Genomic DNA, 25,311 nt, shown 5'->3' on the forward strand with positions numbered 1-25,311 from the left:
TAGAAAATATCATTGACTCTATGTGAATAACTCTTGGTTTTCGAGATTCTCTAATAAGGAGTGCTTGGAATGAAAAAAGTTGTTATATCGCATAAGTTACATGATGATGGAATGGCTGTTTTAGAAAAAGCTAATGTAAAAGTTGCAATAACAAATAATGGTGATCCAAAAGCCATGTTACCAGAATTGCTTGATGCGGAAGGTCTTATTATTCGTATTGGTTCGATCGATAAAGAAACAATGCTTGCTGCAAAAAATTTAAAAGTGATCGGACGCCCTGGTGTTGGAGTGGATGATGTGGATGTAGAAGCAGCGACTGAATTGGGTATTCCTGTGGTGATTGCTCCAGGTGCTAATACTCGTTCGGTAGCGGAACATGCTTTTGCTTTTATGTTTGCTGCAGCAAAAGATATGGTGCATAGTGATAAGGAACTTCGAAAAGGAAATTTTAATGTGAGAAGCAGCTATAAAGCATTTGAAATATATGGTAAAACATTGGGCTTGATTGGTTATGGGCATATTGGTAGTATTTTTGCAAAGATGGCAGCTGGTGTCGGAATGAAAGTCGTTGTTTATGATCCATTTGTTAAACCGGAAGTGATTATTGGACAAGGGTATCAATATGAAACAGAGCTTAATTTTGTTTTAAAAATAGCTGATGTAGTTTCTGTACATGTACCTTTAACACCTAAAACTCAACATCTTATCGGTGCTGTTGAGTTAAAATTGATGAAATCCAGTGCTATTTTAATCAATTGTTCACGTGGTGGTATTATTGATGAAATTGCTTTAGCAAATGCATTGGAAAATAATCAAATACATTCTGCAGCTACGGATGTATTTACGAATGAGCCAGTGAATGCTGATGAACCCTTGTTTAAGTATGACAATATTATCGTATCTCCACATATGGCGGGGCAAACGAAAGAAGCTGCTTCAGGCGTAGCAACGATGGCAGCGGAAGGTGTTATCGCGGTAATGAATGGTCAGCAATGGAAAAATGTTTGTAATCCTAAAGCCTATGAACATCCTAGATGGAAAAATCAGAGATGAGAGGGGGCATCGGTATAAATGGATGATTAAAAATGATGGGAGATTTTATTATGAGTAATAACTATTCATTGTTAAATATTGGGGAAATAGTAGCTGGTGAAGGAAGTATTGAACAAATAAAGGATATCGTAGCAGATTATGGAGCTGAAAATGTGGTTATTATTACTGACCAGGGTGTTTGGAATTCTGGTTTAGTGGAAAAACCAAAAGCCGTGCTTCAAGAAGCAGGTATAAATGTTCATGTAATCAATGATACACCGCCTGAACCAACAGTAGACCAAGTAAATGCCATCTTTGCAGCTGCCAAAGAATTTGAATGCCAAATGATTATCGGCATTGGCGGCGGCAGTTCCATGGATACCGCCAAGATTGTTTCTTTACTGCTTACTAATAATGTAAACTTACGTGACCTAGTCAAGGGAAAAGCACAGATTAAACGTCGCGGCGTACCCACACTCATGATTCCGACTACGGCAGGTACTGGGGCGGAAGCAACTCCAAATGCCATTGTTTTGGTGCCGGAAGAAGAATTGAAAGTGGGAATTGTCAGCCCGAAAATGGTATCTGACTGCGTCATTTTGGATCCAGCTTTGACAGTTAATTTGCCAAAAGCTATCACAGCCAATACAGGTATGGATGCTTTATGCCACGCTATAGAATGCTATATCTCTAAAAAGGCCAATCCGCTCAGCGATACATTTGCTTTAAAGGCTGTTACTTTGATTTCCCGCAGTATCCGTACAGCTTATAATGACGGGCACAATTTAGGGGCGCGGGAAGACATGCTTTTGGGGGCGATGTTTGGCGGCATTTCTATTGCAACATCCAGCACCACGGCTGTGCATGCCTTATCTTATCCATTGGGCGGAAAATATCATATTCCACATGGCTTGTCCAACGCCATTCTGCTCCCTGATGTAATGAAGTTCAATTTAGATGTCTGTGAAGAAAAGTTTAAAGATATTGCTGTTGCCATGGGACTGGATGTTGCAGGTTGTACAACGAAAGAAGCCGCTGAAAAAATGATTGATAATTTGTATTCGATGATTGAAGATCTTCATGTAACATGTGACTTGCAAGCCAAAGGTATTAATGAAGCAGCACTGGATGATATGATTGAAGCTGCTGCAAAAGTAACACGTCTCTTGGATAATAATCCAAAAGTAGTAACTAAAGAGGACATGCGGGCGATTTATAAAAAATTATTATAAGGATAGTTAATAATTTCTTGGTTTTATTTTCAATGAAATAAAGGGAAGGGTTCGTGTTTAATCAATATAAACCTTTTCCTTTTGTATTTTTTAAAAAATTCGCAATAATAAATCTATTTTGTTTTAGTACCTGCATAGGAAATACATTCACTTCTGAATGTTGAACACAACTATGAGTATAGGGAGGGGAAAATAATGAGTACAACAAATGTAGAGAAAGATAATAATACGGGTTTGGAAAAACAAAATTCTATTATGGATGAAGTAAAAACTGGTTTTAGGTGGAAAGTTGCACTTCTGATGTGGGGGGCAATAGCTATAAATTATTTTGACCGGACAAATCTTTCAGCAGCAGCACCGATGATTATGAAAGAGTTTAATTTTACAGCTACAGAAATGGGATTTATTATGTCCGCGTTTTTCTTTAGCTATACATTGTTTCAAATTCCATCAGGATGGCTTGCTGATAAATTTGGTCAGCGTCTGGTTTTAGGTGGAGCTGTTGGTTGGTGGTCAGCAGCAACTATGTCAATTGCGTTATGCCAAGGTTTTGTATCGTTTATTGCCGCTCGTATTTTACTTGGCATTGGTGAAGCCGGGGCGTACCCAGCCAATGCTGGCATTGTTTCGAAGTGGTTCCCAGATAAAGAGCGCGCTAGAGCTACTGTTATCTTTGATAGTGGCAACAAGTGTGGTACAGCATTTGCGATGCCAATTATTGTTTGGATGATGCTTAACTTTGGCTGGAAAGTTCCTTTTATAATTTCTGGATTACTTGGTTTTCTTTGGTGCTTATTATGGTTTAAGTATTATACTGATCCTGAGAAAAGTAAGTATGCAAATCAGGCTGAAATAGACTATATCAGGAATGGTCAAACCAATAAAGATGGTGTTGGTAATACTGAACAACCGCTTAAATGGTATGAATTATTACGTTATCGCAATATCAGAGCAATGTGTATCGGTTTTTTCATGTCAAATTATGCCATTTATTTTTATATTACATGGTTTCCTACCTATTTGGTAAAGGCTCGTGGTATGAGTTTGATGAAAATGGGTTTTGTGGCGATGATTCCACCACTTATTGGATTATGCGTGGGTTTCCTAAGTGCCTATTTTGCCGATTATTTATATAGCAAAGGATATTCCAAAACCAGAGTAAGAAAAAATAATCTGGTTTTCGGTATGTTATTAGCATCGTCGATAGTTTTTGTTAATTTTATTCAAACTGATATCGGTGCAGTTGCATTATTAACATTATCTTATTGTGGTATTGCCTGTGCGGGTCCTGCACTATGGACTTTGCCTGGTGATGTAGCTCCGTGCAATATGACATCTACGGTTGGGGCATTGCAAAATTGTGTTTCTAACATTGGTGGTATACTTGGTCCTATTGTTACAGGTTGGATTGTAGCAACTACGGGATCCTTTCAAATGGCTATGATGGTAACAGGCTGTGCTACACTCATTGGAGCATTAAATTATGCCTTCTATTTGGGCGAAGTTAAAAATATTGAAGTAGATGAAATATCTACCTCAAATTAATTTTTGGAAAAATACAATATCAGTAGGTAGACTTACTATCGATTTGATAGAAGGAACAAGCAAAATGAGTGTTAAAAAGAAATTATTGCTGATTATGATATTGATAAGTTTTATCCCACTCATATTGTTGTCGGTTATGTCAGTGCAGTATTTAGGCAAAGTATTGGAACAAGAAACAATTAATCAATGCAGGGAACTCGCTAATGAAGCTAAATTACAAATTGATGGATATCTTGATAGACCTTTTATTGCACTTAAATCAATCGCTGCCGATCCTACGGTAAAGGCTTTTGATTTACCAAAGATAAAAACATTTCTTGTTCAGCTCCAGAAGGTCAATCCTGAAAACTCATTTGCTCTTGATGATGTAAAAGGAAATCAGGTTGTACGTGGTGATGATATTCCAGTCGCTAATATTTGGGAGCGCCCTTTTTATCAGTCGGCACTCAAAGGACAAGATGAAGTAATATCAGGAGTTGTATTTAGTAAAAACTCGAATCGTTTTGTTATTAACCTTGTAACGCCTGTTCGTGATGCAGAATCAGGTGGGGTAATTGGAATTATGCAAGGGTCGATTACCCTTGCAAAAATCAGTGAATTTGTTACAAATTTGTCTAATAACGGTACTGTTGCTTATGTAATTGATAGTGAAGGTAAAATATTGGCTCATCCGGATCAAAATTTGGTCAAAGATCGTGTCGATATGAATGAAGTAAGTTTTGTAAAACAGGGCTTATCCGAAAAAAAGAGCGGATTTGTTATTTTGGAGGATAAAGAGGTAGGAAAAAAGTTAGTTACTTATGTTTATGATGATAGAACTGGTTGGCTAATATGCTTGGAGGTACCTGATACTGTTATAACAGCAAAAACTCATTCTTTATTGTATATGATAGGACTGGTAACTCTAGGGATATTGGTATTAGTGGGAATATTAGCCTTTTTTATTGCCAAAAGTTTTTCGGAACCGATCTTAAAGATGCAAAAGCTAGCGATTCGGGTTGCGCAGGGTGATCTTAATCAGAAAATCGAGATATCTTCTAAAGATGAAATTGGCTTGTTAGCTACGGCGTTTGATACAATGATGACTAATTTGAGAAAACTAGTTGGTCAGGTGCAGGGAAATGCTCAGCAGTTGGCAGCAGCATCAGAAGAACTAACTTCCAGCGCTGAACAGTCCACCTTGGCTGCTAATCAAGTCGCTTCATCAATAACTGAAGTGGCACAAGGAACTGATAAACAATATCATGTAGTTAGTCAGGTAACCACTATAATAGAACAAATGTCAAAAAATATCCAGCAGGCTGCAGAAAATGCTAGTGTGGTATCGAATCAGTCTATTAAAGCCGTTGAAACAGCCAAGGAAGGTGGCCGGTCGGTACAAGGGGCTGTTAAGCAAATGGTGGATATTGAACATACGATAAATGCTTCGGCTATAGTTGTTGAACAATTGGGTGAACGTTCGAAAGAAATAGGACAAATTGTTGATACTATTTCTGGTATTGCAGGTCAAACTAATCTTTTGGCTCTTAATGCTGCTATTGAGGCGGCTAGGGCGGGTGAACAGGGGCGCGGTTTTGCAGTTGTTGCTGAAGAGGTTCGCAAGTTAGCGGAACAATCTCAGGAAGCGGCAAAACAAATTGCCCGTTTGATTGGGGAAATTCAGGGAGAAACAGACAAAGCTGTAGTAGCTATGCAAAAAGGTACGAGGGAGGTTAATGTTGGTACCGGAGTTGTAAATGACGCAGGTGAGAACTTTCAAAAAATTATTGAGATGATAACAAACTTAGCAGCTCAGGTTGGGGATATATCAACAGGTATTCAGTGTTTGGCAAGTGACAGTCAGCAAGTTGTGGTTTCAGTACAGCAGATCGATCAATTAACGAAGAGCGCAACAGGTGAGGTACAGAATGTTTCGGCAGCAACAGAAGAACAGGCTGCTTCTATGGAAGAAATAGCAGCTTCGAGTCAAAAACTAGCTCAAATGGCGCAGTTTTTACAAGACGCAGTTAGTAAGTTTCAGATTTAAAATAGTAGATCTGACGAAAAGATTGTTTTCATAGGGCGAGTAATTTCCGACTACAGTAGGTACAGATGCTATAGCGCTCCCCTAGTGCCATTGCTTTGGTACCGGAAGAAGAATAAAGTTGGGATTGTCAAATCAAAGCAGACATGCGGGAAATTTATAAAAAAGTATTGTAAAATAAGAACCGGCTATTTGTCTGATTATGGACAAATAGCCGGTTCTTCTGCTGTTTATCATTAATTGATTCAATCAGCCCGTTAGTACTTTATCGTCTGCTTTCTTCAAGTGAAACCGCATAATTAAGATATCTTATAGCATAACCGTTGAAAAAGCTACTACATTGTTGAAGGGCTTTTTCAACGGTTATGTCTATTTAAGTATTAAATTGTTTGTCGCTAATGATTATGATATAGTTGAAAATATTTTTAGATAGTTATAATAGATATATTGACGACGCAATAAAAAATATGATAAAATAATACCATACTATACCGGTATAGTATACAATTAACAATTAAGAGATATTCGCCATTGCAGCTTAATGGTGTGGTTCTACAGATTTTACAGGACGACTCATGAAATCGTATAAATTATAAGGAGGTGTGTTTATGTTTTTTAAGACTATGGAACAACATGAAAATTTGAGGGCAAAAATCAGAAAGTTTGCTGAAGAGGAAGTTAAACCTATTGCATTTATGTTGGATCAGGAAAATAAATTTCCTTCTGAGGCAATTAAAAAGCTAGCAGATATGGGTGTGATGGGGCTTCCATATCCAAAAGAGTACGGTGGATCAGGCTTGGATATCATCAGCTATGCAATCGCCGTTGAGGAATTATCAAGAGTGGATGGTGGTACAGGCGTAATACTTTCCGCACATACATCTTTAGGCACCTATCCAATTGCTGCTTATGGGACAAAGGCGCAGAAACAAAAATACTTGGTTCCGTTGGCAAAGGGAGAAAAACTCGGCGCATTCGGGCTAACTGAGGAAAATGCCGGAAGTGACGCTAGTGGTACTGAGACTACTGCTGTCTTAGAAGGCGATTATTACATTTTGAATGGTGGAAAAATTTTTATCACCAATGGCGGTGAGGCTGATATCAACATTGTTTTTGCCGTTACTACACCAGATATAGGTACTCATGGCATCAGTGCATTTATTGTGGAGAAGGGCTGGGAAGGCTTTAGTTTCGGACAACATTACGACAAGATGGGTATTCGTTCTTCTGCCACTGCAGAGCTTATTTTTAACGATGTGAAAGTCCCTAAGGAAAATTTATTAGGTAACGAGGGCGATGGTTTCAAGATTGCTATGGCAACTTTGGATGGTGGTCGTATTGGTATTGCGGCCCAGGCTCTTGGTATCGCGCAAGGTGCTTATGAGCATGCACTGGAGTATTCAAAAGAGAGAATTCAATTTGGTAAACCTATCTGTCAGCAACAGGTCATCGCTTTTAAGTTGGCCGATATGGCGACAAAACTTAGAGCAGCTAGATTACTTATTTATAGTGCAGCAGAGCTAAAAGAAAATCATGAGCATTACAGTATGGAAGCTGCTATGGCAAAACAATACGCTTCAGATGTTTGCCTTGAGATTGTCAACGATGCTCTTCAAATATTTGGCGGAAGCGGTTATTTGAAAGGTATGGAAGTTGAGCGTGCTTACAGAGATGCTAAGATTTGTACAATATATGAAGGGACTAATGAGATTCAACGTATTGTTATTGCTGCTAGTATCATCGGTAAGATGCCGAAAAACGAGCACGTAGGTAAAGTTTCTCAACATGGACCTGCCACAGGTTATCGTAAGAAAGTGATTTTCAATAGTGGAACTCCTGAAGAAAGAGTTGATGCGCTTGTGAAAGCGCTTAAGGCAGATGCCTATGATTTCACAGTTGGAATTCCTTTGGATACTCCCATAAGTAAAGCTGAAAGAGTGGTCAGTGTAGGTCAAGGCATAGGGGAAAAAGAAAATATGCAGCTTATAGAAGATTTGGCAGTTCAAGCCGGTGCAGCTATAGGATCTTCTCGTCCAGTAGCTGAAACCCTTAGATATGTACCAATCAATCGTTATGTTGGTATGTCAGGTCAAAAATTCAAAGGAAATCTTTACATTGCCTGCGGTATTTCAGGTGCAGGTCAACATTTAAAAGGGATAAAGGATGCTTCTACAATTGTAGCTATAAATATCAATGCGAATGCGAAAATTTTTAAGAATGCAGACTACGGTATTGTTGGCGATTTAATGGAAATATTGCCATTGCTTACTGCCGCTTTAGACAACGGGGAACCTAAGAAAGAGGCTCCGCCAATGAAAAAGATAAAGAGAACCGTTCCGAAGAATGTTGTGAGTTGGAAATATTACGTATGTAACGGATGCGGTTATGAATATGATCCTAGCGTGGGTGATCCCGAGGGTGAAGTAATTCCGGGGACTTCCTTTGAAAATCTTCCTGAAGAGTGGACCTGTCCTACTTGTGGTGAAGAAAAAGATATGTTTATAGAAGTCTGATTCCTATAAAAAGTAAACATAATAAGGTGTTTCTAATTTAAAGGAGGATTAAATATATGTATTGTGTTCGAAATATAACTGAGGATCTTTATTGGGTTGGGGGCAACGACCGTCGTCTTGCTTTGTTTGAAAACATTCATCCCATTCAACGAGGTGTTTCCTACAACTCTTATCTACTTTTAGATGAGAAGACAGTACTTTTTGATACGGTAGACTGGTCAATTTGCCGTCAGTTCCTTGAGAATATTAAAGTAGTTCTAGGTGATAGGACTTTAGATTACATGGTAATCAACCATATGGAGCCGGATCATGCAGCATGTATTGAAGAGATTATTCTTCGTTATCCAAATGTAAAAGTTGTATGTACCGAAAAAGCTTCAATGTTTATGTATCAGTTCGGTTTTCATATCGATGGCAAAGTAGTAGAGGTTAAAGAAGGAGATACAATGTCCTTTGGAAAACATCATGTTGTATTTGTGTCTGCTCCAATGATACATTGGCCAGAAGCTATGGTGACATATGATACTACCAACGGCGTACTATTTTCCGCTGATGCCTTCGGTTCTTTCGGCGCTTTGGATGGTAAGCTATTTAATGATGAAGTGAACTTTGACCGGGATTGGATTGACGAGGCCAGAAGGTATTATACAAATATTGTTGGAAAGTATGGTCCTCATGTTCAGGCTCTTTTAAAGAAGGCCGGCACGATTGATATCAAAATGATCTGCCCACTACATGGACCGATATGGCGTAACGATTTCGGGTACTTGTTAGATAAGTATGATAAGTGGAGTCGTTATGAGCCTGAGGAAAAGGGTGTAATGATCGTTTATGCAACAATGTACGGAAATACAGAGGCCGCTGCCAACGATTTGGCAACAAGGTTAGTGGAAAAGGGAATGACAAATGTGGTTATATATGACGTTTCAAAAACTCATGTCTCCTATTTGATTTCTGAGACATTCAAATATAGTCATGTGGTTCTTGCTTCCGTAACCTACAACTTGAAGATTTATCCGCCAATGCTGAATTATATAATGGATATGAAGGCCTTAAATCTTCAAAAACGTACTTTCGCTCTTATAGAAAATGGCTCATGGGCTCCACAATCCGGCAAATTAATGCGTGAGCTTTTGAATGAGATGAAAGAAATGACTATCTTAGACAGTGAGATGACATTGAACTCCAGTATGAAAGAAGAGGATGGGGATTCAATGGACGCTATTGCTGAGAGCATTATCGAGTCAATGAAGTAATTTTAGAAAAAATAATTTTGGACCGACGCATGGACAGAATTCGTGAGCCGGTCCTTTTTGTTATTTATAAGAAAGTAGCCCCCGCCTAAAACTCATCGCATTAAGCGGGGGTTGTTCCATTATTACTGGAGTGTCAGTGACAAATTGATTATAATTGATAGGGCTTTATTTCAGAAGCAACCGTAAAGTCAGCTTCAGTACAACTACGCAATTCATCAACCGTTATGCCTTCTGCTATTTCTGTAAGGACAAGACCTTGCGGAATTACTTCGAAAACGCACTTTTCCGTAATGATTTTTGACACACAACTTTTTCCGGTAATAGGAAGAGTGCATTTCCTAAGAATTTTTGATTTTCCTTTTACGGTATGAATCAAAGTGGCAACAACCTTTTTAGCTCCAATAACCAAATCCATAGCCCCACCCATGCCAGGAATGTATTTCCCGGGAGCAACTGGCGTAGCCCAATTGGCAATACTGCCTTCCTGATCGACTTGCAAGGCCCCCAAAATCGTTGTTCCCACATGGCCGCCGCGAATAATACAGAAAGATGTTGCCAAATCAAAACAAGACGAACCAGGAATCATGGTAATCGGAAGACCCCCAGCATTGCCAACATCCGGATCGTCATCTCCTAATTTTGGTGCACCTCCAAAAACGAGTGCCCCATTTTCTGATTCAAAGAGTACTTCCACACCTTCTGGTAAAAAATTAGCAACAGCTGTAGGAATACCAAATCCTAAATTGACAACTTCTCCATTGCTAAGTTCTTGTGCAGCTCTCCGAGCAATCATTTCTTTTGCATCCATGTCACATACCTCCTTAAACGCCTAACTTTGCACTACCTTAATTGCCCAGTACGAGACCATAAATCCCGATAAGTTTTTACATGGTCTTCAAAAGTCTTACCTTGAACAACAGCTTTGACAAACACAGACGGAGTGCCAACACGTTCTGGAGAAATCTCTCCGACTTCGACAATCTCATTCACTTCTGCAACTGTATAGTCAGCAGCCATGGCAAAGGTTGGATTTGTGTTAATTGCGGCATATCTATATTCAACGTTACCCCATTTATCAGCCCGGAAACCTTTTATAAAGGCAAAATCGGCATGAAGCGGCTTTTCAAAAAGATATTCTATACCGTCAACTATGGTCTTTTCCTTTCCTTCTTCAACTAGTGTCCCAATACCAGTGGGGGTCAATACTCCGCCCAAACCGGCACCAGCCGCCCTGACCTTTTCAATCAGAGTGCCCATCGGAAAATATTCGATTTCGAATTCTCCCTGCTTTAAAGCCTCAATAGCTTCAGGACAGGTGCCCACATGGGCACAAATATATTTTTTTACTTGCCGATTAGAAAACAAGGGGGCTAAGTCAAATTTGCCACCGGGATAACTGGTAACAATAGAGATGAGAGTAAGATCTCTAACTCCTGTATTGACAATCTTGTCAATACACGTCAGAGCTGAGCCCACACCGCAAAATCCGCCAAAAAGAATAGTAGCTCCATCATGAATTTTTTCAATAACTTGATCTAAATCCATTACTTTGTTCATAGTATGAACTCCTCCCAAAGTTGATTCTATCTCAAAAATCTGGCCAGATTTTAAGAGCAAAATGAAAAGCGAGCCAAGCATTTGGCTTGACTTTTCGTTTAATAAACCGGAGGTCTTGTTCAATAATATTGTAACCGCCGCATTGGTCGGCAATTGAGGAAGATAGAGCATTGTGTAGAAAACATCGGTAGTTGATTAATTTGTAATGGCGATGCCTTTTAATTGTTAATACCATACTTTACTGGTATAGTATGGTATTATTTTATCACAGTTTTTATAGTGACGTCAATATATTCATTACAGTTATCTGTAAATATTTTTAATCATTTCATAATTATTATTTATAAATAATTTATTATAAAAGGGATATAGCAAATGCAGCAGTATAGATAGTTAGAGAGATTTCCGGGGAAATCTTTAACACCACAAAATTCTTTAAATTGATTTTTGCGAATTAGCAGGAATTTTGTTGTTTTATGGGAATGTATAAATAAGCAAATAACAAAAAAATGGTAAAATAAAAGCAAGGGGGGTTAAGAGAAGGTGTTTGAATGAATCTTTTAGAATTACTTATGTTAACTCTGACCAAGTAGTAACAAGAGAATGTATTATGGCAAAAATCTGGGGCTATAATTCAGACGTTGATGTTGCAAGTATTGACATATATATTCATTTCTTACGGACAAAAATTAGCATTTCTAATGCCCGTACAGTTCGCGGTATAGTTTATTGTTTACAGGAGAATACAGATGTTTCATAAATTACGTCTTAAGCTTACTTTGGTAAATGCGTCTATCATTTTGATGCTGTTTATTTTGCTTATTGTCGGTGCGTACTATTTTTTGCAATTCGATATGAATAGGCATGCAGATTTTTTGACACGGAAAATAATGTCAGATATACAATCAGGCCGGATTAAAGATATACCTCAACATCCTGGTAAAGAGTCCGAATTCCCAGCAAGGTTACAAGAAGGACTACCGGAAGGACCGCTACCACCAGGACCACCACCCTTATTGGGGCCATTGTTAGGAGCAATACTCGGTCCTCAACCAGGTCTGTCACATGGACAAAATTTCTTTTTTGTTGAATCAGCTTCTTCAGGTGATATAATTTTTAAGTCATCCGTTCAACAGCTTAGTCCAGATCGTCTGGCAGTTCTCACTACAACCACTCTTCAGACTGCTGCTCTTCAAGGAACAGTAACGTTCGATCAAATTCCATATTCTTATCTAAAGTCTTCTTTGAATGCTGAAACGGAAACGTTTATTCTTTTTCGTGATTTGTCGCCAGAAGTAAATATGCAGCGAAATTTGTTGACCGCCTTAATTATTGTTGGTGCTATTTGTTCACTCCTGTCTTTTGTAGTTAGCTTTTTTATGGCTAATTGGGCCATGATTCCTATACAAAAGGCTTGGCAACAGCAAAAAAATTTCTTGTCTGATGCTTCCCATGAATTGCGAACACCTCTGACTATTATACAAACCAATCTCGATATTGTAAGGCGATCTCCTGATGAAACTGTGTCCTGTTTGAGCAAATGGGTGGATAACATTCAGCAAGAATGTGTATATATGGCGAAACTTGTTGATTCTTTGCTTTTTTTAGCCAGGACCGATTCGCAGCAACAGACGCTCGATAAACAACTGTTTATTTTTAATTCAGCGCTTATGCAGGCCGTTGTCTCTTTTGAAACAGTTGCTGCGGAAAAGGAATTATCGCTCGAAGTATCAGAGGATGTTCTCATTCAATGTTATGGAGACGAAGCAAGGATTAGGCAAGTCATTGGTATATTATTGGATAATGCCATTCGGCATACTTCAGTTGGCGGTAAAATATTAGTTTCTCTGGTACAAGTAGATACAAAAGCCTTGGTGACTGTTGCTGACTCTGGCGAGGGAATAGAATCGGAGTATCTGGAGAAAATTTTTGATCGCTTCTATCAAGTAGATAGTTCTCGGAGTAGAGGGGGTGCCGGTTTAGGACTGGCTCTTGCTAAAGAAATCATCGAAAGTCATGGTGGAGTAATCAATGTATCGAGTATTCCCGGTACGGGAACTACTTTCAGAATATGGATTCCTTTACTAGCACATTAAGAGTTCGTAGTATAGTGAAAGCTTAAAGCACTAAAAGAAGAAAAGTTGCTTGCAAGGTTACAACTTAAATAAATCACTGACGGTGAAAATGTGACCTTGTAGTTAGGAAGGCACAATTTAAATATTGACAATGTAAAAAGCTTATGATAATGTCTAGCTAAAAGAACAATTTGAAAGAATTATCTAAACAAAGGCGTTTAGAGACTTAAAGCAAGTCTCTGAGCGCCTTTTTGCTATAATTTGGGGCGAATTGCATATTATATAAGCATGTGAAGTAAATGTGTTCTAGATGCAAGCAACTTTGAAAGAGGGGGCTAAGTTGTTGAACGGATTAGATGCAGTCATGCTAGGCAAGCCAGCTGTTTTTTGGCAGGGGCAAAGAGTGATTTTTCCGTTTTCAAAAATGGAAGCGCTGTTATACTATCTTTTGGTGAAAGGCAGTGCGACTCGTGGTGAAATTGCCGGATTATTATGGAGTGATATGGAAGATGTTATTGCGAAGAAAAATCTGCGCAATACGCTTTATTTACTAAAAAAACAAATTTCGAGTGACTTGTTGTTGTTACCATCGCGCTCCCTTATTGCACTGAATCCATTGGTCGTGAATTCGATTGATGTGCAACAGTTTGAAGAAGAAGTACCCCATTCGCTGGAACTATGGGACGGAGATTTTTTAACTGGATTTTTTTGTAAGGATGCCGATTTGTTTGAGGAATGGGTAAATGAGCGACGAGACGGACTGAAAGAAGAATATATTACCCGATTAACTAAACAAATTATTAAGCTTATTAATGATAAAAAATATAGCGAGGCTAAGCAATATCTTAAGCGGTTAATTAGTGTGGACGAGTACAATGAAAGCGCTTATCGGGTATTGATGAAAATTTGTGGACGAACAGGCAAGGAAAGTGAAATTGTTGCGATTTATCATCAATTGGAACGGAAACTAACCAATGAGTTGGGGATTAAGACGGATGATCGAACGAAAGCCATTTATGAACGTGTTACGAGCCGAAAAATGTCTGAAAACTGGAGCTCTGAACAGTTAAGCGGTGAAGTCTTTTTCGGTCGTGATCAGGAACTAGGTTGGCTTAGGCATTGGGTAGAGACTTTTTTGAAGGGGCAAAAGACTAAGCAATTAGCGATTTTGCATGGAGAACAAGGGGTTGGTAAGAGTGCGATTGTTACGCGTTTATTAGAAAAGGTACCGCTAACAGGTACCTTACTGCTGCGTACGCAGTGTTATCAGGCCGAAGTGAATTATCCTTACAAAGTATGGAGTAGCGTATTTTTACAAGTGATGGCTATTCTAACTAAGGAACAAGTGGCTGTCCCGACACTATGGCGGCAAGTGATATCATACATATTTCCAGCTGTTGCAGACAGTGAGGATTTTACGTTACCAAACCTGATTTCTAATGTACACATGATTCAGCCGACGATGATTGAGGAAATCATGTGTGGATTATTGGGTAAGCTAGCGGAATTGAAGAAGATTATTCTTGTTGTGGAAGATATTCAGTGGATGGACAGCCAAGGTTTATTAGTGTTGAAAAACTTTCTTCGCATGTATCCGTCCCAGACGATTGCTATGGCGACTTGCCGCAGCGAATATCTTGATTCGTTTGATGGACTGATGGGGGAGTGGGAGAAAAACGGATTAATCGAATGGTTGGCAGTAGAGCGTTTTAGTCCAGAATCTGTTGCGGAATTTTCCAAGCTAATGTTTCCAGCAAAGCGGATAAAACCTGAGCTTCTGCATAAATTGTACGATTATACTGAGGGAAATGCCTTATTTTTGGTCGAGTGTTTTAAATTGATTCAAATGGGCCAAGACATTAGGCGGTTATCCTCGCGTTTGCAAAGTGTGTTAAAAGAACGAGTAAGCGGTCTTTCTGAAAACGGAAGAAAAGTCTTGGATATGACTTCGGCCTTTTTTCGTGATGCTACGTATGAAGAATTAGTTGCTGTCTGTGGTCTGAATGAATTCGATCTTGTGGAAGCCATTGAGGAGCTTCAGCAGAAAAAATTAGTCCTAGAAATCAATGTACCCGAACGGCGAGGTCCAATCTATCAGTTTTGCCACGGTTTGATTAGAGAGTATGTTTATTCTCAGATGTCATTATCGCGTCAGAAAATGATTCATTATCGGATTGGGGTGCATCTGGAAAAACTAATTAGTGTTGATTTTAGAGCGCGGGGCTTATATTTTGCTGTGCGCTATCATTATTTGCAAGCTGGCGAAAAATTGAAAGTCTTGGAATACACCATTAAGATAGCTGAAAAATATTCCTGCCCTCATTATGAAATGTATCCGGAGTTGAGTGATTATCCGATGTATTGCAATGAAGGCCTGAGTCAAAGGTTACAGATTACGGAACATTTAGAGCAGATTGAAAGTCTCATTACTTGTCTGAAAGAAGAAGTGGAAGGCGAAGAACGGCTCAGTCGGTTTAAGGCTGCCTATTTGGAAATGTTAGGTCGCTATTATATTTGGAAGGGTGAACACCGTAAAGGAATTAAGGCAATACACCAGTTGTTGCGGCTGGCGACCGTGAAGGACTATTTAGACTATCAGATCAAGGGATATCAGCAAGTTATCTATTGCGGAATTCAGATCCGTAATTCTAAACTTATCGAGCGATTTGCCGATGCCCTTTTTAAGAAAGCCCATGAAGCGAACATGAAAGAACGAATGGCAGCGGCACTTCGGTTTAAAGGACTTGCCGCTGCGTTACAGAATGAAAAATTTGTGGCGGAACAATATTATCGACAATCGATAATGCTGTTTAAACGCTTAAATGTTGGACAGGGAACGTATGCGATTCATATTGCGGCTGCGTACAATTATATTGGCGATTTACGACATATGGATCGTCATCATCTGGAGGCATTAAGTTATTATGAGAAGGCCATTCATTTATACGGACAACGCTATATTGGTGAAGGACTTTCAATTGTTTACATTAATGCGGGGTATACAGCATTTCAATTGGGGGATTATGTCAAAGCATGCCAGTATCTTGCAGGCGCGTTGAATGATGGCAATCAGCAGCAAGGTTACTGGCGGTTGCGAAGTTATTGTACGCTCAATTGTGTTCAGGCTCTTATCGCAGTTAGAGAACAGCGTCTGCAGGAAGGACGACATTATCTGGAAAAAGCCGATGATTTCTTTGTTAAATATCATGATTTATATCAAGCCGGAATTGTTTTGCGAACGAAAGCGGAGATTCGTAGTGCAATGGGCAGGGATGAAAAAGTTCGAACTTTTTTTGAGGATTATTTGACGTTATCTATGCAGGAATATTATCGGCAAGGCAAGGCGATATTTGAAAAACTGGGTAATGGCTATGAGTTGGAATCGCTTGATGTGATTGTTTAAATAATTAGAGAGGCTGTTTTTTTGTAAAAAAAGGAGGTGAATGCTGTTCCATGAGTGGAACAGCATTCACCTCCTTTTTTAGACGATACATGATTACAACGAATTGACGTTTTTTAGACGACTGATGGTTATAATAGGCTTTATTAAGGCATCATAAAATGAAATTGGGGGCAGTTTGGATGTTTATGGATAATCGTAATGTTGCGGAGGCTATGGTTATTAAATTAGATAATGTATTGCCGGAAATGCCGTTATTTGACGGAGATATTCGGCGAGCTCCTGACAGAGGTTTTCGACTAACGCCGGATCAGACGAAGGTAGCATTAAAAAATGCGTTGCGGTATGTGCCGGAAGAACTTCATGCCGTATTGGCGCCGGAGTTTATGGAAGAACTGCGCACGCGGGGACGAATCTACGCTTATCGTTATCGGCCCCAGGAAAAAATTTATGGCAAACCGATTGATGAATATCAGGGAAATTGCACGGAAGGGAAAGCTTTTCAGGTCATGATTGATAATAATCTGGACCCGGCTGTTGCGCTGTATCCTTACGAACTAGTTACGTACGGAGAAACGGGCAGTGTGTTTCAAAACTGGCTGCAGTATCAACTGACTAAAAAATATTTGAAAGTCATGACAGATCAGCAGACGTTAGTTCTTGAGTCTGGTCATCCATTGGGCTTGTTTCCGTCCAAACCGGAAGCCCCACGAGTTGTTATTACCAATGCTTTGATGGTTGGTATGTTTGATGACCAGAATAGCTGGGAAATTGCGGAACAGATGGGAGTAGCCAATTATGGACAAATGACGGCGGGCGGTTGGATGTATATTGGGCCACAGGGCATTGTGCACGGTACGTTTAATACGCTAATTAATGCAGGACGCAAACGGCTGGGCATTGCGCCTGATGGAGATCTGCGAGGACAGCTGTTTGTATCTTCTGGGTTGGGCGGTATGAGTGGTGCTCAGCCGAAAGCCATTGAAATTACCGGTGGTGTCGGAATTATTGCGGAAGTTGATTATTCGCGTATTAAAACTCGTTATGATCAAGGCTGGGTAAGTAAAATTTCTGATAATCTTGCTGAAGTCTTTCAATTAGCTGAGGAATATCGAGCCAAAAAGCAGCCGATTTCCATTGCTTATTACGGAAATGTAGTGGATCTATTAGAATATGCCGTTAAAAATCATAAATTCATTCCGTTATTGTCTGACCAGACCTCGTGTCATGCGGCTTATGATGGCGGCTATTGTCCACAGGGACTGAGTTTTGCCGAGCGGACACAGTTATTAGCTACCAATCGGCAACAGTTTTGTAAGCAAGTAAATCAAAGTCTCAAACATCATTTTCAATTGATAAAAACCCTAGTGAAGCGCGGTACGTATTTTTTTGATTATGGTAATGCCTTTATGAAAGCAGTGTTTGATGCCGGTGTAACGGAAATTTCTAAAAATGGCTGTGATGAGCGGGAGGGTTTTATTTTTCCATCCTACGTCGAGGATATTATGGGACCAGAGCTATTTGATTACGGGTATGGTCCGTTTCGCTGGGTCTGTTTGAGCGGTAAACCTGAAGATCTTCATAAGACGGATATTGCGGCTATGGCCTGTATTGATCCGAACCGTCGCGGTCAGGACAGAGATAATTATCATTGGATTCGTGATGCTGAAAAGAACCAACTTGTTATAGGAACGCAGGCACGTATTTTGTATCAAGATGCTGAAGGAAGATTGAAAATTGCACTTAAATTTAATGAAATGGTTCGTAAAGGAGAAATTGGTCCTGTCATGCTGGGACGAGATCATCATGATGTGAGTGGAACAGATTCTCCCTTTAGAGAAACAGCCAATATTAAAGATGGCAGCAATGTTATGGCAGATATGGCTGTACAGTGTTTTGTGGGCAATGCAGCGCGCGGCATGAGCTTAGTGGCATTACACAATGGTGGCGGTGTGGGGATTGGTAAGTCGATTAATGGCGGTTTCGGGATGGTGCTTGATGGGAGTAACCGAGTTGATGAAACATTACGGTCCGCTATGCTATGGGATGTCATGGGAGGAGTCGCTCGGCGTTCTTGGGCTCGAAATGAACATTCTATTGAAACAATTGTCGAGTTTAATCAGAATTATGCTGGTAAAGCTCATGTGACGTTGCCTTATATTCCTGATGAGAAGTTAATTGATGATGTAGTTATTCGGTCTTTTAGATTGAAGGAGTCAAAAGAAAGTGACAATGAGGTGTGAAAAAATGAGTTTACTGGTTATTAAACATGCTGCTGAATTAGTCACCTGTCATGGGTTGGCTCCGAAGTTTGGATCAGCGATGAATGACATTGGTATTATTCCGGATGGTGCAGTTGTTATTGAAAATGGGATAATTAAAGCTGTGGGTACTACTTCCGATATTTTAGCGCAAGTAGACGATGAACTGTGTCAAGTTATTGATGCATCAGGAAAATGTGTCATGCCGGGCTTTGTTGATTCCCATACTCATTTTATTTTTGGCGGCTATCGACCGGAAGAATTTTTCTGGCGTCTCAAAGGAGCACCTTATTTAGAAATCTTAGAACGAGGCGGCGGTATCTTAAGTACTGTTCAAGCTACGCGAAATACTAGCAAGACGGAACTGAAAAAAATCGGGGCTAAACGTTTGGCTGATATGCTGGCGATGGGAGTTACGACAGTGGAAGGTAAAAGCGGTTATGGATTAAATTGCGGCACGGAACTGCAGCAGTTGGAAGTAATGTCTGAATTAAGTAATGAACAGGCTGTCGAAGTGGTGCCAACTTTTTTGGGTGCCCATGCGATTCCACCGGAGTTTTGTGGGAAGACGGAAGAATATGTATCTTTTATTATTAAAGAAGCTTTACCTGCTGTAGCTAAACAAGGGATTGCTAATTTTTGCGATGTGTTTTGTGAACAAGGAGTTTTTTCAATTGATCAGTCGCGCAGAATTCTGCAGGCAGCGCAAGAGTTGGGTATGAAAGCCAAGCTACATGCTGATGAAATTATTGCGCTGGGCGGAGCGGAGTTAGCTGGTGAATTGCAGGCTATATCAGCAGATCATTTGCTGCAAGCGTCTGATGCGGGTATAGCAGCCCTTGCCGAGCATCATGTAGTGGCTACGGTATTACCGACAACAACATTTTGTTTGCAGGAATCTTATGCGCGCGCAAGAAAGATGATTGATAGCGGAGCGGCTGTTGCTTTAGCGACTGATTATAATCCTGGCAGCTGCTTCAGTTTTTCCATTCCTCTAGTGTCGGCTTTAGCTGCAGTTCAGCTCAAAATGACTCCCGCTGAGATTATAACGGCTTTGACAATTAATGGTGCTGCAGCCGTAGGCAGAGGGGATAAGATAGGAAGTTTAGAATGTGGAAAACAAGCTGACATCGTTATACTCGAGTATCCTTCTCATTTATTTTTGCCTTATCATGCAGGTATCAATATTATTGATAAAGTGATTAAAAAGGGACAAGTGGTGATTGATAACCAGCGAGATAAGACAGTGTAGTTTAGCCTAGTTAGTAAAATATTAGAAGCAAGAGAAGAGGCTGTTATGAAGCTCTATAAACCAACTTTTTTATTACAGCAAGATAATTTTGTAGCGAATCAAGGCGTACTGGTAGAAGAGGGACGCATTGCGGAAATTAGCGAACTAGAGAAACTTTTAACTCGGCATCCTGATGTCCAAGTGGTTGATTGGACGGGCCTTGCGATGGTACCCGGAACCATTAATTCGCATAATCATTCTTTTCAAAGTCTGCTTCGCGGGCTTGTCATAGACCGCCCCTTTTTAGAGTGGCGTGACAAGGCCTTGTATCATTACTCGCCGTTACTTGATGTGCAAGATATTTATATAGGCGCGCTATTTGCCTTTGGTGAAATGCTGCGTTATGGTGTCACCACGGTTTGTGATTTCTTTTATCTTCACAACCAAGGCCTTGAAAGTGACGAAGCGATTATTAAGGCTGCCCAAGATGTGGGCATTCGGTTAGTCTTGGCTCGGACGCTGTATGACTGGGATGGTGCTCCCAAGGGATATCAGGAAAGTATTGATCAAGCAGTGGCAAATACGAAACAACTGGCAATCAAATATCATTCCAATCCCATGGTGAAAATCATTCCGGCACCCCATAGTTTGCATGCCGCATCCATAGAGATGATACAAGCGGGGCATAGATTAGCACGGGAGCTAGGTACAAAATTTCATATCCATGTGGCTGAAGAGCCGTTTGAAGGGGAAGAAACACTGCGCATTCATGGTTTAAGACCCGTCGAACTATTACATAAAATCGGTGTGCTTGATGAAAGTATGGTAGCCATTCATGCCGTATGGCTGAATGACAGCGATACTCAGCTGATGGGCGATCATCAAGTGAAGCTGGCTTATTGCCCGTCTAGTAATATGTTTTTGGCTGACGGGGTGACCCGCATTATTGATCTGATGAAGGCGGGCGTCGTTATTGGACTTGGCACAGATGGCGCATGTAGCAATAATCGCATCAGCATTTTTGAAGAAATGCGCATGACGGCGTTACTTCAGAAAGCATCGCAACATAATGCTATGGCCTTATCGGCCAACCAGGTTTATGCAATGGGAACTGCGAATAGCGAAGCACTTTTGGGTATCCCCGTAGGAAGGATCGAACCGGGATATTATGCGGATTTTGTAGGTATTGATACAAAAGACTTATCGGTTCAGCCGATCTATTCAATGAATGAACAACTTTTACCGAATATGGTTTATTCCATGCAGCCTAATGCCATATCCCGAGTCGTTGTTGGTGGAAACGAACAAGTTCAGGCTGGCCAAATCGAGAGTATATCTGAAGATAAAATTTACAATCAATTACAAACTTTAATTGCCAAACTGAATGCTTGCAAGTAACGGAAGCGAGGGAAGTCCAGTGCCTTATTCAATCGAAGTGGTAAGAAGTACCGAACAATATACAACAAATTGGTCCGGCGGGACGACGACTCAAATTGCCATTTATCCTCGCCAGGCTGACTATGGTCAACGTACGTTTATCTGGCGGCTGAGCTCGGCTAAAGTGGAACTGGAACATTCCACTTTTACTTCTCTCCCTGGAATTTCGCGCATACTTATGGTGCTTGATGGACAAATCAGGCTAGTTCATGTTGGACATCATCATGCTGAGTTAAAGTCTTTTGAACAAGATTCATTTTCGGGTGATTGGTGCACACAGAGCTTCGGAAAGGTGCGCGATTTTAATTTGATGATGGCATCAAATTGTAAAGGCCGATTAACTGCTCTTACTGTCGAAGCAAAAGTAAGTATTCAAAGCTTTGGTGACATTTACAGTGAAAGGCATCAACATGCCTCAGTATTTTATTGTGTTGATAGCAATATCCAGTGTGTTTTTAACGAAAAATATATCTATAAATTGCAAGCGGGAGATGCGCTGATTCTACATAGTGAACAGTCCAGTGATAAGTTAAACTTGAAACTAAGTAATGGTCAAAGTGAACTAGCCCATGTTATTCAAGTTGACCTGCAATATTAAATAAAGAAGGTTGTAGATAAGCGAAATGACAAATGTGAGGGGTTGATAAAATGAGAAAATTAGTAGAATGTGTACCTAACTTTAGTGAAGGTCGCTGCAGCGAAATCATCGATTCCATCGTGAATGAGGTAAAAAAGGTAGAAGGTGTGAAGCTGCTTGATGTGCAATCCGATGGTAGTCACAATCGGACGGTAGTGACGTTTGTCGGCGAACCGACAGCGGTGAAGCAGGCAGCGTTTGCCTCTTGTGCCAAAGCTACGGAATTGATCGATATGGAACAGCATCATGGGGAGCATCCACGAATTGGGGCCACTGATGTGATTCCGTTTATTCCTGTACGGGGAGTAAGTCTGGATGAGTGTGTGGAACTTGCTAATGAATTGGGTCAGGAAATTGGGGCAAAACTGGATATTCCAGTCTACATGTATGAAGCAGCCGCGAAAAGGAGTGACCGGAAAAATTTGCCGGATGTTCGCAAAGGCCAGTATGAAGGCTTGAAGAAAGCGATTAGTGAACCGGAAAGAAAGCCGGATTATGGTCCGGCAAAAATGCATCCTAAGGCGGGAGCCACAGTTGTGGGGGCCAGACAATTTTTGATTGCTTATAATATCAATTTAAGTACTAGCGATGTCCAAATAGCTAAGAAGATTGCTAATAATATCCGGGAAGTTAAAGGTGGTTTTAAATACTGCCGTGCAATGGGGATTAGGATTGAAGACCGCAATATAGTGCAGGTAACCATCAACATGATTAACTATGAAGGTACACCGCTCCACCGTGTATTTGAAACAGTAAAAAATGAGGCCGCCCGTTATGGTGTAAACATTATTGGCAGCGAAATTGTTGGGCTGGTACCACTTCAAGCGCTGATTGATACGGCGGACTATTATTTACGTCTGGAAGGGTTCAATCGTAAGCAGGTAATGGAAGAAAATATTTAATGGACAGCTTAGGATAAAATTAGGAGGAATTTCATATTATGTTAATCGACTACAGTATTACGGGATTTTTGGCTGAGCTGAAATCAGACTCTCCGGCACCGGGAGGCGGTAGCGCGGCGGCATTGGTAGGTGCCATCGGGGCAGCGCTGGGGATTATGGTAGGCAACTTGACGATTAGTAGTGCAAAATATGAAGCGGTACATGAAGAAAGTAGAAAGTTAGCTTTAGACTTGGAAGAATGTTTGGCGGCATTGGAACAGGATATTGATAAAGATACAGCGGCATTTACTCAGGTAATGAAAGTCTATAAATTACCCAAAAGCACGGATGAAGAAAAACGGATGCGTAGTCAAGCCATTCAAGAGGCCCTCAAAGCGGCATCTAATCTGCCCTTTGAGGTTGCTAAGGCTTGTCTTAACGTATTGGAATTATCGGAGAGAATGCTTTCTATTGGTAATGTCAATGCGGCCAGTGATGCAGCAGTAGCCGGAAGAATGGCACAGGCTGCCATGTGGTCGGCTATCTATAATGTACGGATCAATCTGGGTTCAATTAAAGATACTGATTTTGTTTCGGATATGAAAGGCAAGGTTGAGGGGATTGTGGCGCGTTCTGAAGTGTTGATGGCTCAGCTTGTTAAGATTGCGGATGAGAAAATCTAAATTAGCAAGAGGGGTAGATCATGATCACAAGAAAAATAGTCCAATATAATCGCGAAGAAAAATAGGGGGGATTATTGTGACGACACTGACAACTTCGATTAAACCGGCAGTAAATCCGGAAGAATTGGTCCCGGAAAAAAAAGGTCTGAATCGTGGTTTAAAATCGCGGCATATGATGATGATTTCGATTGGTGGTACGATCGGAACCGGGCTGTTTTTAGGTTCAGGGCAAGTGGTTGGCGAAGCCGGACCGATTGGTGCTGTGCTGGCTTATCTATTTGGTGGTCTGGTGATGTATATGGCGTTATTATGTTTAGGTGAGCTGGCTGTTGCCATGCCAGTATCAGGGTCATTTCAAAGTTACGCTTTGAAATTTATTTCTCCAGGTGTCGGGTTTACAGTAGGGTGGTTGTATTGGATTAACTGGGCCGTCTGTATTGCCGCTGATTTTACCGCTGCAGGTATTATTATGGTTCTGTGGTTTCCCAATATATCTATATGGATCTGGTCGGTATTTTTTATCGCATTGATTGCTGCTTTGAATTTAATTTCAGTAAAGGCTTATGGTGAAATGGAATTTTGGTTTGCCAGCATCAAAGTTACAGCCATTATTGCCTTTATTCTTGCAGGTGCTGGATTGATGTTCGGGGTCGTCGGTAATGAAGGTGCTATCGGATTTTCCAATTTCGAAACAGGGGCAGGGCTATTTCCCAATGGCGGTTGGGCACTCTTTTTGACCATGATTACGGTAGTGTATTCCTTTCAGGGGGCAGAACTGGTGGGGGTGACCGCTGGGGAATGTGAAGAACCTGGTAAAAATGTGCCGAAAGTTATCAAAGGGGTCGTTTTCAGAATCGTCTTATTTTATGTGTTTGCCATTATTGTTTTGGGGGCAACCATTCCTTATAAAGAAGCCGGTGTAATGGAAAGTCCCTTTGCTTATGTGTTTGGTCGGATTGGTCTGCCTATTGCCAAAGATATTGTGAGTTTTGTTGTGCTGACCTCAGCATTGTCAGCTGGTAATTCGGCGCTTTATGTTTGTTCACGGCTGCGCTGGTCCATGGCTAAGGATGGAGATGCACCAAAATGGCTGAGTCATTTAAATTCACGAGGTGTTCCCATCAATGGTGTTTTTTTAACGTTGTTATTATCATCATTGTCACTGTTAACCAGTGTATATGCTGCCGATACCGTTTATCTCTGGTTGATGTCCAGTGTGGGGCTGACGGGTTGCCTGATTTGGATCGTTATCTCCTGGTGCCAAATTAATTTCCGCAAGCGATTTTTGAAACTTGGTGGCGATTTGAAGGATTTAGTCTTCCAAACCCCGTTATATCCGGTCTTGCCCATTGTGGCGATTATTTTGAATCTTTCTATTATCGCCAGTTTAGCCTTTGTGGAAGATCAACAGATTGTTCTTGTTACGGGATTACCAGTTGTCGCGGTTATTTATCTTTATTATATTTTTATTCACAGCAAACGTGAAACGAAATCAGAAACGGTTGCCAAATGAATGAGCAGGAATTTTGAAAATACGGAGGGGATTCA

Annotated in this window: 18 protein-coding genes; 16 read left to right on the plus strand and 2 right to left on the minus strand. The window is 40.5% G+C overall.

Translation table 11 applies throughout. The features are described 5' to 3' along the window. Positions 1 to 69 precede the first annotated feature (69 nt). The 6 genes from Ga0466249_RS02315 (at position 70) to Ga0466249_RS02340 (ending at position 9,601) form a co-directional block, all read left to right on the plus strand. Positions 70 to 1,053, plus strand: a complete 984-nt coding sequence (locus Ga0466249_RS02315) for a hydroxyacid dehydrogenase (protein WP_215827807.1) — start codon at positions 70 to 72, stop codon at positions 1,051 to 1,053. Positions 1,054 to 1,103: 50 nt separating this feature from the next. Continuing rightward, a complete protein-coding gene (locus Ga0466249_RS02320) occupies positions 1,104 to 2,264 on the plus strand; it encodes an iron-containing alcohol dehydrogenase (RefSeq protein ID WP_215827808.1) in 1,161 nt (386 codons plus the stop codon). 195 nt (positions 2,265 to 2,459) lie between these two features. Further along, positions 2,460 to 3,809: an MFS transporter gene (locus Ga0466249_RS02325; protein WP_215827809.1), complete on the plus strand. Its 1,350-nt coding sequence runs from the start codon at positions 2,460 to 2,462 to the stop codon at positions 3,807 to 3,809. A 64-nt stretch (positions 3,810 to 3,873) separates the two neighbouring features. Beyond that, the gene (locus tag Ga0466249_RS02330; RefSeq protein WP_215827810.1) at positions 3,874 to 5,835 is read left to right on the plus strand and encodes a methyl-accepting chemotaxis protein; all 1,962 of its coding nucleotides are present in this window, start codon (positions 3,874 to 3,876) and stop codon (positions 5,833 to 5,835) included. A 605-nt stretch (positions 5,836 to 6,440) separates the two neighbouring features. Then, entirely contained in the window at positions 6,441 to 8,345 is a 1,905-nt protein-coding gene (locus Ga0466249_RS28035; protein WP_215827811.1) for an acyl-CoA dehydrogenase family protein, read from the plus strand. Positions 8,346 to 8,401: 56 nt separating this feature from the next. Next, entirely contained in the window at positions 8,402 to 9,601 is a 1,200-nt protein-coding gene (locus Ga0466249_RS02340) for an FprA family A-type flavoprotein (protein ID WP_215827812.1), read from the plus strand. A gap of 148 nt (positions 9,602 to 9,749) precedes the next feature. On the opposite strand, the gene Ga0466249_RS02345 is transcribed toward Ga0466249_RS02340, so the two are convergent. After that, positions 9,750 to 10,409 (minus strand): 3-oxoacid CoA-transferase subunit B, encoded by a 660-nt coding sequence (locus Ga0466249_RS02345; protein ID WP_215827813.1) that lies wholly within the window; start codon positions 10,407 to 10,409, stop codon positions 9,750 to 9,752. 32 nt (positions 10,410 to 10,441) lie between these two features. Further along, positions 10,442 to 11,158, minus strand: a complete 717-nt coding sequence (locus tag Ga0466249_RS02350; protein WP_215827814.1) for a CoA transferase subunit A — start codon at positions 11,156 to 11,158, stop codon at positions 10,442 to 10,444. Between the two features lie 547 nt (positions 11,159 to 11,705). Between Ga0466249_RS02350 and Ga0466249_RS27695 the strand changes: the two genes are divergently transcribed. From Ga0466249_RS27695 to Ga0466249_RS02400, 10 genes are all read left to right on the plus strand, one after another. Then, a complete protein-coding gene (locus Ga0466249_RS27695; RefSeq protein WP_376769286.1) occupies positions 11,706 to 11,918 on the plus strand; it encodes a helix-turn-helix domain-containing protein in 213 nt (70 codons plus the stop codon). Then, positions 11,908 to 13,254, plus strand: a complete 1,347-nt coding sequence (locus Ga0466249_RS26435) for a sensor histidine kinase (RefSeq protein ID WP_246588335.1) — start codon at positions 11,908 to 11,910, stop codon at positions 13,252 to 13,254. Before Ga0466249_RS27695 ends, Ga0466249_RS26435 begins: the two co-directional genes overlap by 11 nt. A 322-nt stretch (positions 13,255 to 13,576) precedes the next feature. Continuing rightward, positions 13,577 to 16,636, plus strand: coding sequence for an ATP-binding protein (locus Ga0466249_RS02365; RefSeq protein ID WP_215827816.1), 3,060 nt, complete (start codon positions 13,577 to 13,579; stop codon positions 16,634 to 16,636). Between the two features lie 179 nt (positions 16,637 to 16,815). Further along, on the plus strand, positions 16,816 to 18,876 hold the full coding sequence (gene hutU, locus Ga0466249_RS02370; RefSeq protein ID WP_215827817.1) for a urocanate hydratase: 2,061 nt from the start codon (positions 16,816 to 16,818) through the stop codon (positions 18,874 to 18,876). A gap of 4 nt (positions 18,877 to 18,880) precedes the next feature. Then, positions 18,881 to 20,146: an imidazolonepropionase gene (gene hutI, locus Ga0466249_RS02375; protein WP_215827818.1), complete on the plus strand. Its 1,266-nt coding sequence runs from the start codon at positions 18,881 to 18,883 to the stop codon at positions 20,144 to 20,146. Between the two features lie 45 nt (positions 20,147 to 20,191). Further along, a complete protein-coding gene (locus Ga0466249_RS02380; protein ID WP_215827819.1) occupies positions 20,192 to 21,523 on the plus strand; it encodes an amidohydrolase family protein in 1,332 nt (443 codons plus the stop codon). Between the two features lie 19 nt (positions 21,524 to 21,542). Beyond that, positions 21,543 to 22,160, plus strand: coding sequence for a HutD/Ves family protein (locus tag Ga0466249_RS02385; RefSeq protein WP_215827820.1), 618 nt, complete (start codon positions 21,543 to 21,545; stop codon positions 22,158 to 22,160). 50 nt (positions 22,161 to 22,210) lie between these two features. After that, a complete protein-coding gene (gene ftcD, locus Ga0466249_RS02390) occupies positions 22,211 to 23,101 on the plus strand; it encodes a glutamate formimidoyltransferase (RefSeq protein WP_215827821.1) in 891 nt (296 codons plus the stop codon). A 38-nt stretch (positions 23,102 to 23,139) separates the two neighbouring features. Beyond that, entirely contained in the window at positions 23,140 to 23,763 is a 624-nt protein-coding gene (locus Ga0466249_RS02395) for a cyclodeaminase/cyclohydrolase family protein (RefSeq protein ID WP_215827822.1), read from the plus strand. A gap of 76 nt (positions 23,764 to 23,839) precedes the next feature. Beyond that, complete coding sequence (locus Ga0466249_RS02400) at positions 23,840 to 25,276, plus strand: amino acid permease (RefSeq protein ID WP_215827823.1); 1,437 nt, start codon at positions 23,840 to 23,842, stop codon at positions 25,274 to 25,276. Positions 25,277 to 25,311 lie beyond the last annotated feature (35 nt).

Origin of the sequence: Pelorhabdus rhamnosifermentans, assembly GCF_018835585.1 — a bacterium.
GTDB lineage: Bacteria > Bacillota > Negativicutes > UMGS1260 > UMGS1260 > Pelorhabdus > Pelorhabdus rhamnosifermentans.

What these genes read in the sequence shown, in the direction of transcription:
- hutU (WP_215827817.1), top strand. Translation starts at nt 16,816, where the DNA reads ATGTTTATGGATAATCGTAATGTTGCGGAGGCTATGGTTATTAAATTA.
- Ga0466249_RS02380 (WP_215827819.1), top strand. Translation starts at nt 20,192, where the DNA reads ATGAAGCTCTATAAACCAACTTTTTTATTACAGCAAGATAATTTTGTA.
- Ga0466249_RS02315 (WP_215827807.1), top strand. Translation starts at nt 70, where the DNA reads ATGAAAAAAGTTGTTATATCGCATAAGTTACATGATGATGGAATGGCT.
- Ga0466249_RS02395 (WP_215827822.1), top strand. Translation starts at nt 23,140, where the DNA reads ATGTTAATCGACTACAGTATTACGGGATTTTTGGCTGAGCTGAAATCA.
- Ga0466249_RS02345 (WP_215827813.1), bottom strand. Translation starts at nt 10,409, where the DNA reads ATGGATGCAAAAGAAATGATTGCTCGGAGAGCTGCACAAGAACTTAGC.
- ftcD (WP_215827821.1), top strand. Translation starts at nt 22,211, where the DNA reads ATGAGAAAATTAGTAGAATGTGTACCTAACTTTAGTGAAGGTCGCTGC.
- Ga0466249_RS28035 (WP_215827811.1), top strand. Translation starts at nt 6,441, where the DNA reads ATGTTTTTTAAGACTATGGAACAACATGAAAATTTGAGGGCAAAAATC.
- Ga0466249_RS02350 (WP_215827814.1), bottom strand. Translation starts at nt 11,158, where the DNA reads ATGAACAAAGTAATGGATTTAGATCAAGTTATTGAAAAAATTCATGAT.
- Ga0466249_RS02330 (WP_215827810.1), top strand. Translation starts at nt 3,874, where the DNA reads ATGAGTGTTAAAAAGAAATTATTGCTGATTATGATATTGATAAGTTTT.
- Ga0466249_RS02340 (WP_215827812.1), top strand. Translation starts at nt 8,402, where the DNA reads ATGTATTGTGTTCGAAATATAACTGAGGATCTTTATTGGGTTGGGGGC.
- Ga0466249_RS26435 (WP_246588335.1), top strand. Translation starts at nt 11,908, where the DNA reads ATGTTTCATAAATTACGTCTTAAGCTTACTTTGGTAAATGCGTCTATC.
- Ga0466249_RS02320 (WP_215827808.1), top strand. Translation starts at nt 1,104, where the DNA reads ATGAGTAATAACTATTCATTGTTAAATATTGGGGAAATAGTAGCTGGT.
- Ga0466249_RS02325 (WP_215827809.1), top strand. Translation starts at nt 2,460, where the DNA reads ATGAGTACAACAAATGTAGAGAAAGATAATAATACGGGTTTGGAAAAA.
- hutI (WP_215827818.1), top strand. Translation starts at nt 18,881, where the DNA reads ATGAGTTTACTGGTTATTAAACATGCTGCTGAATTAGTCACCTGTCAT.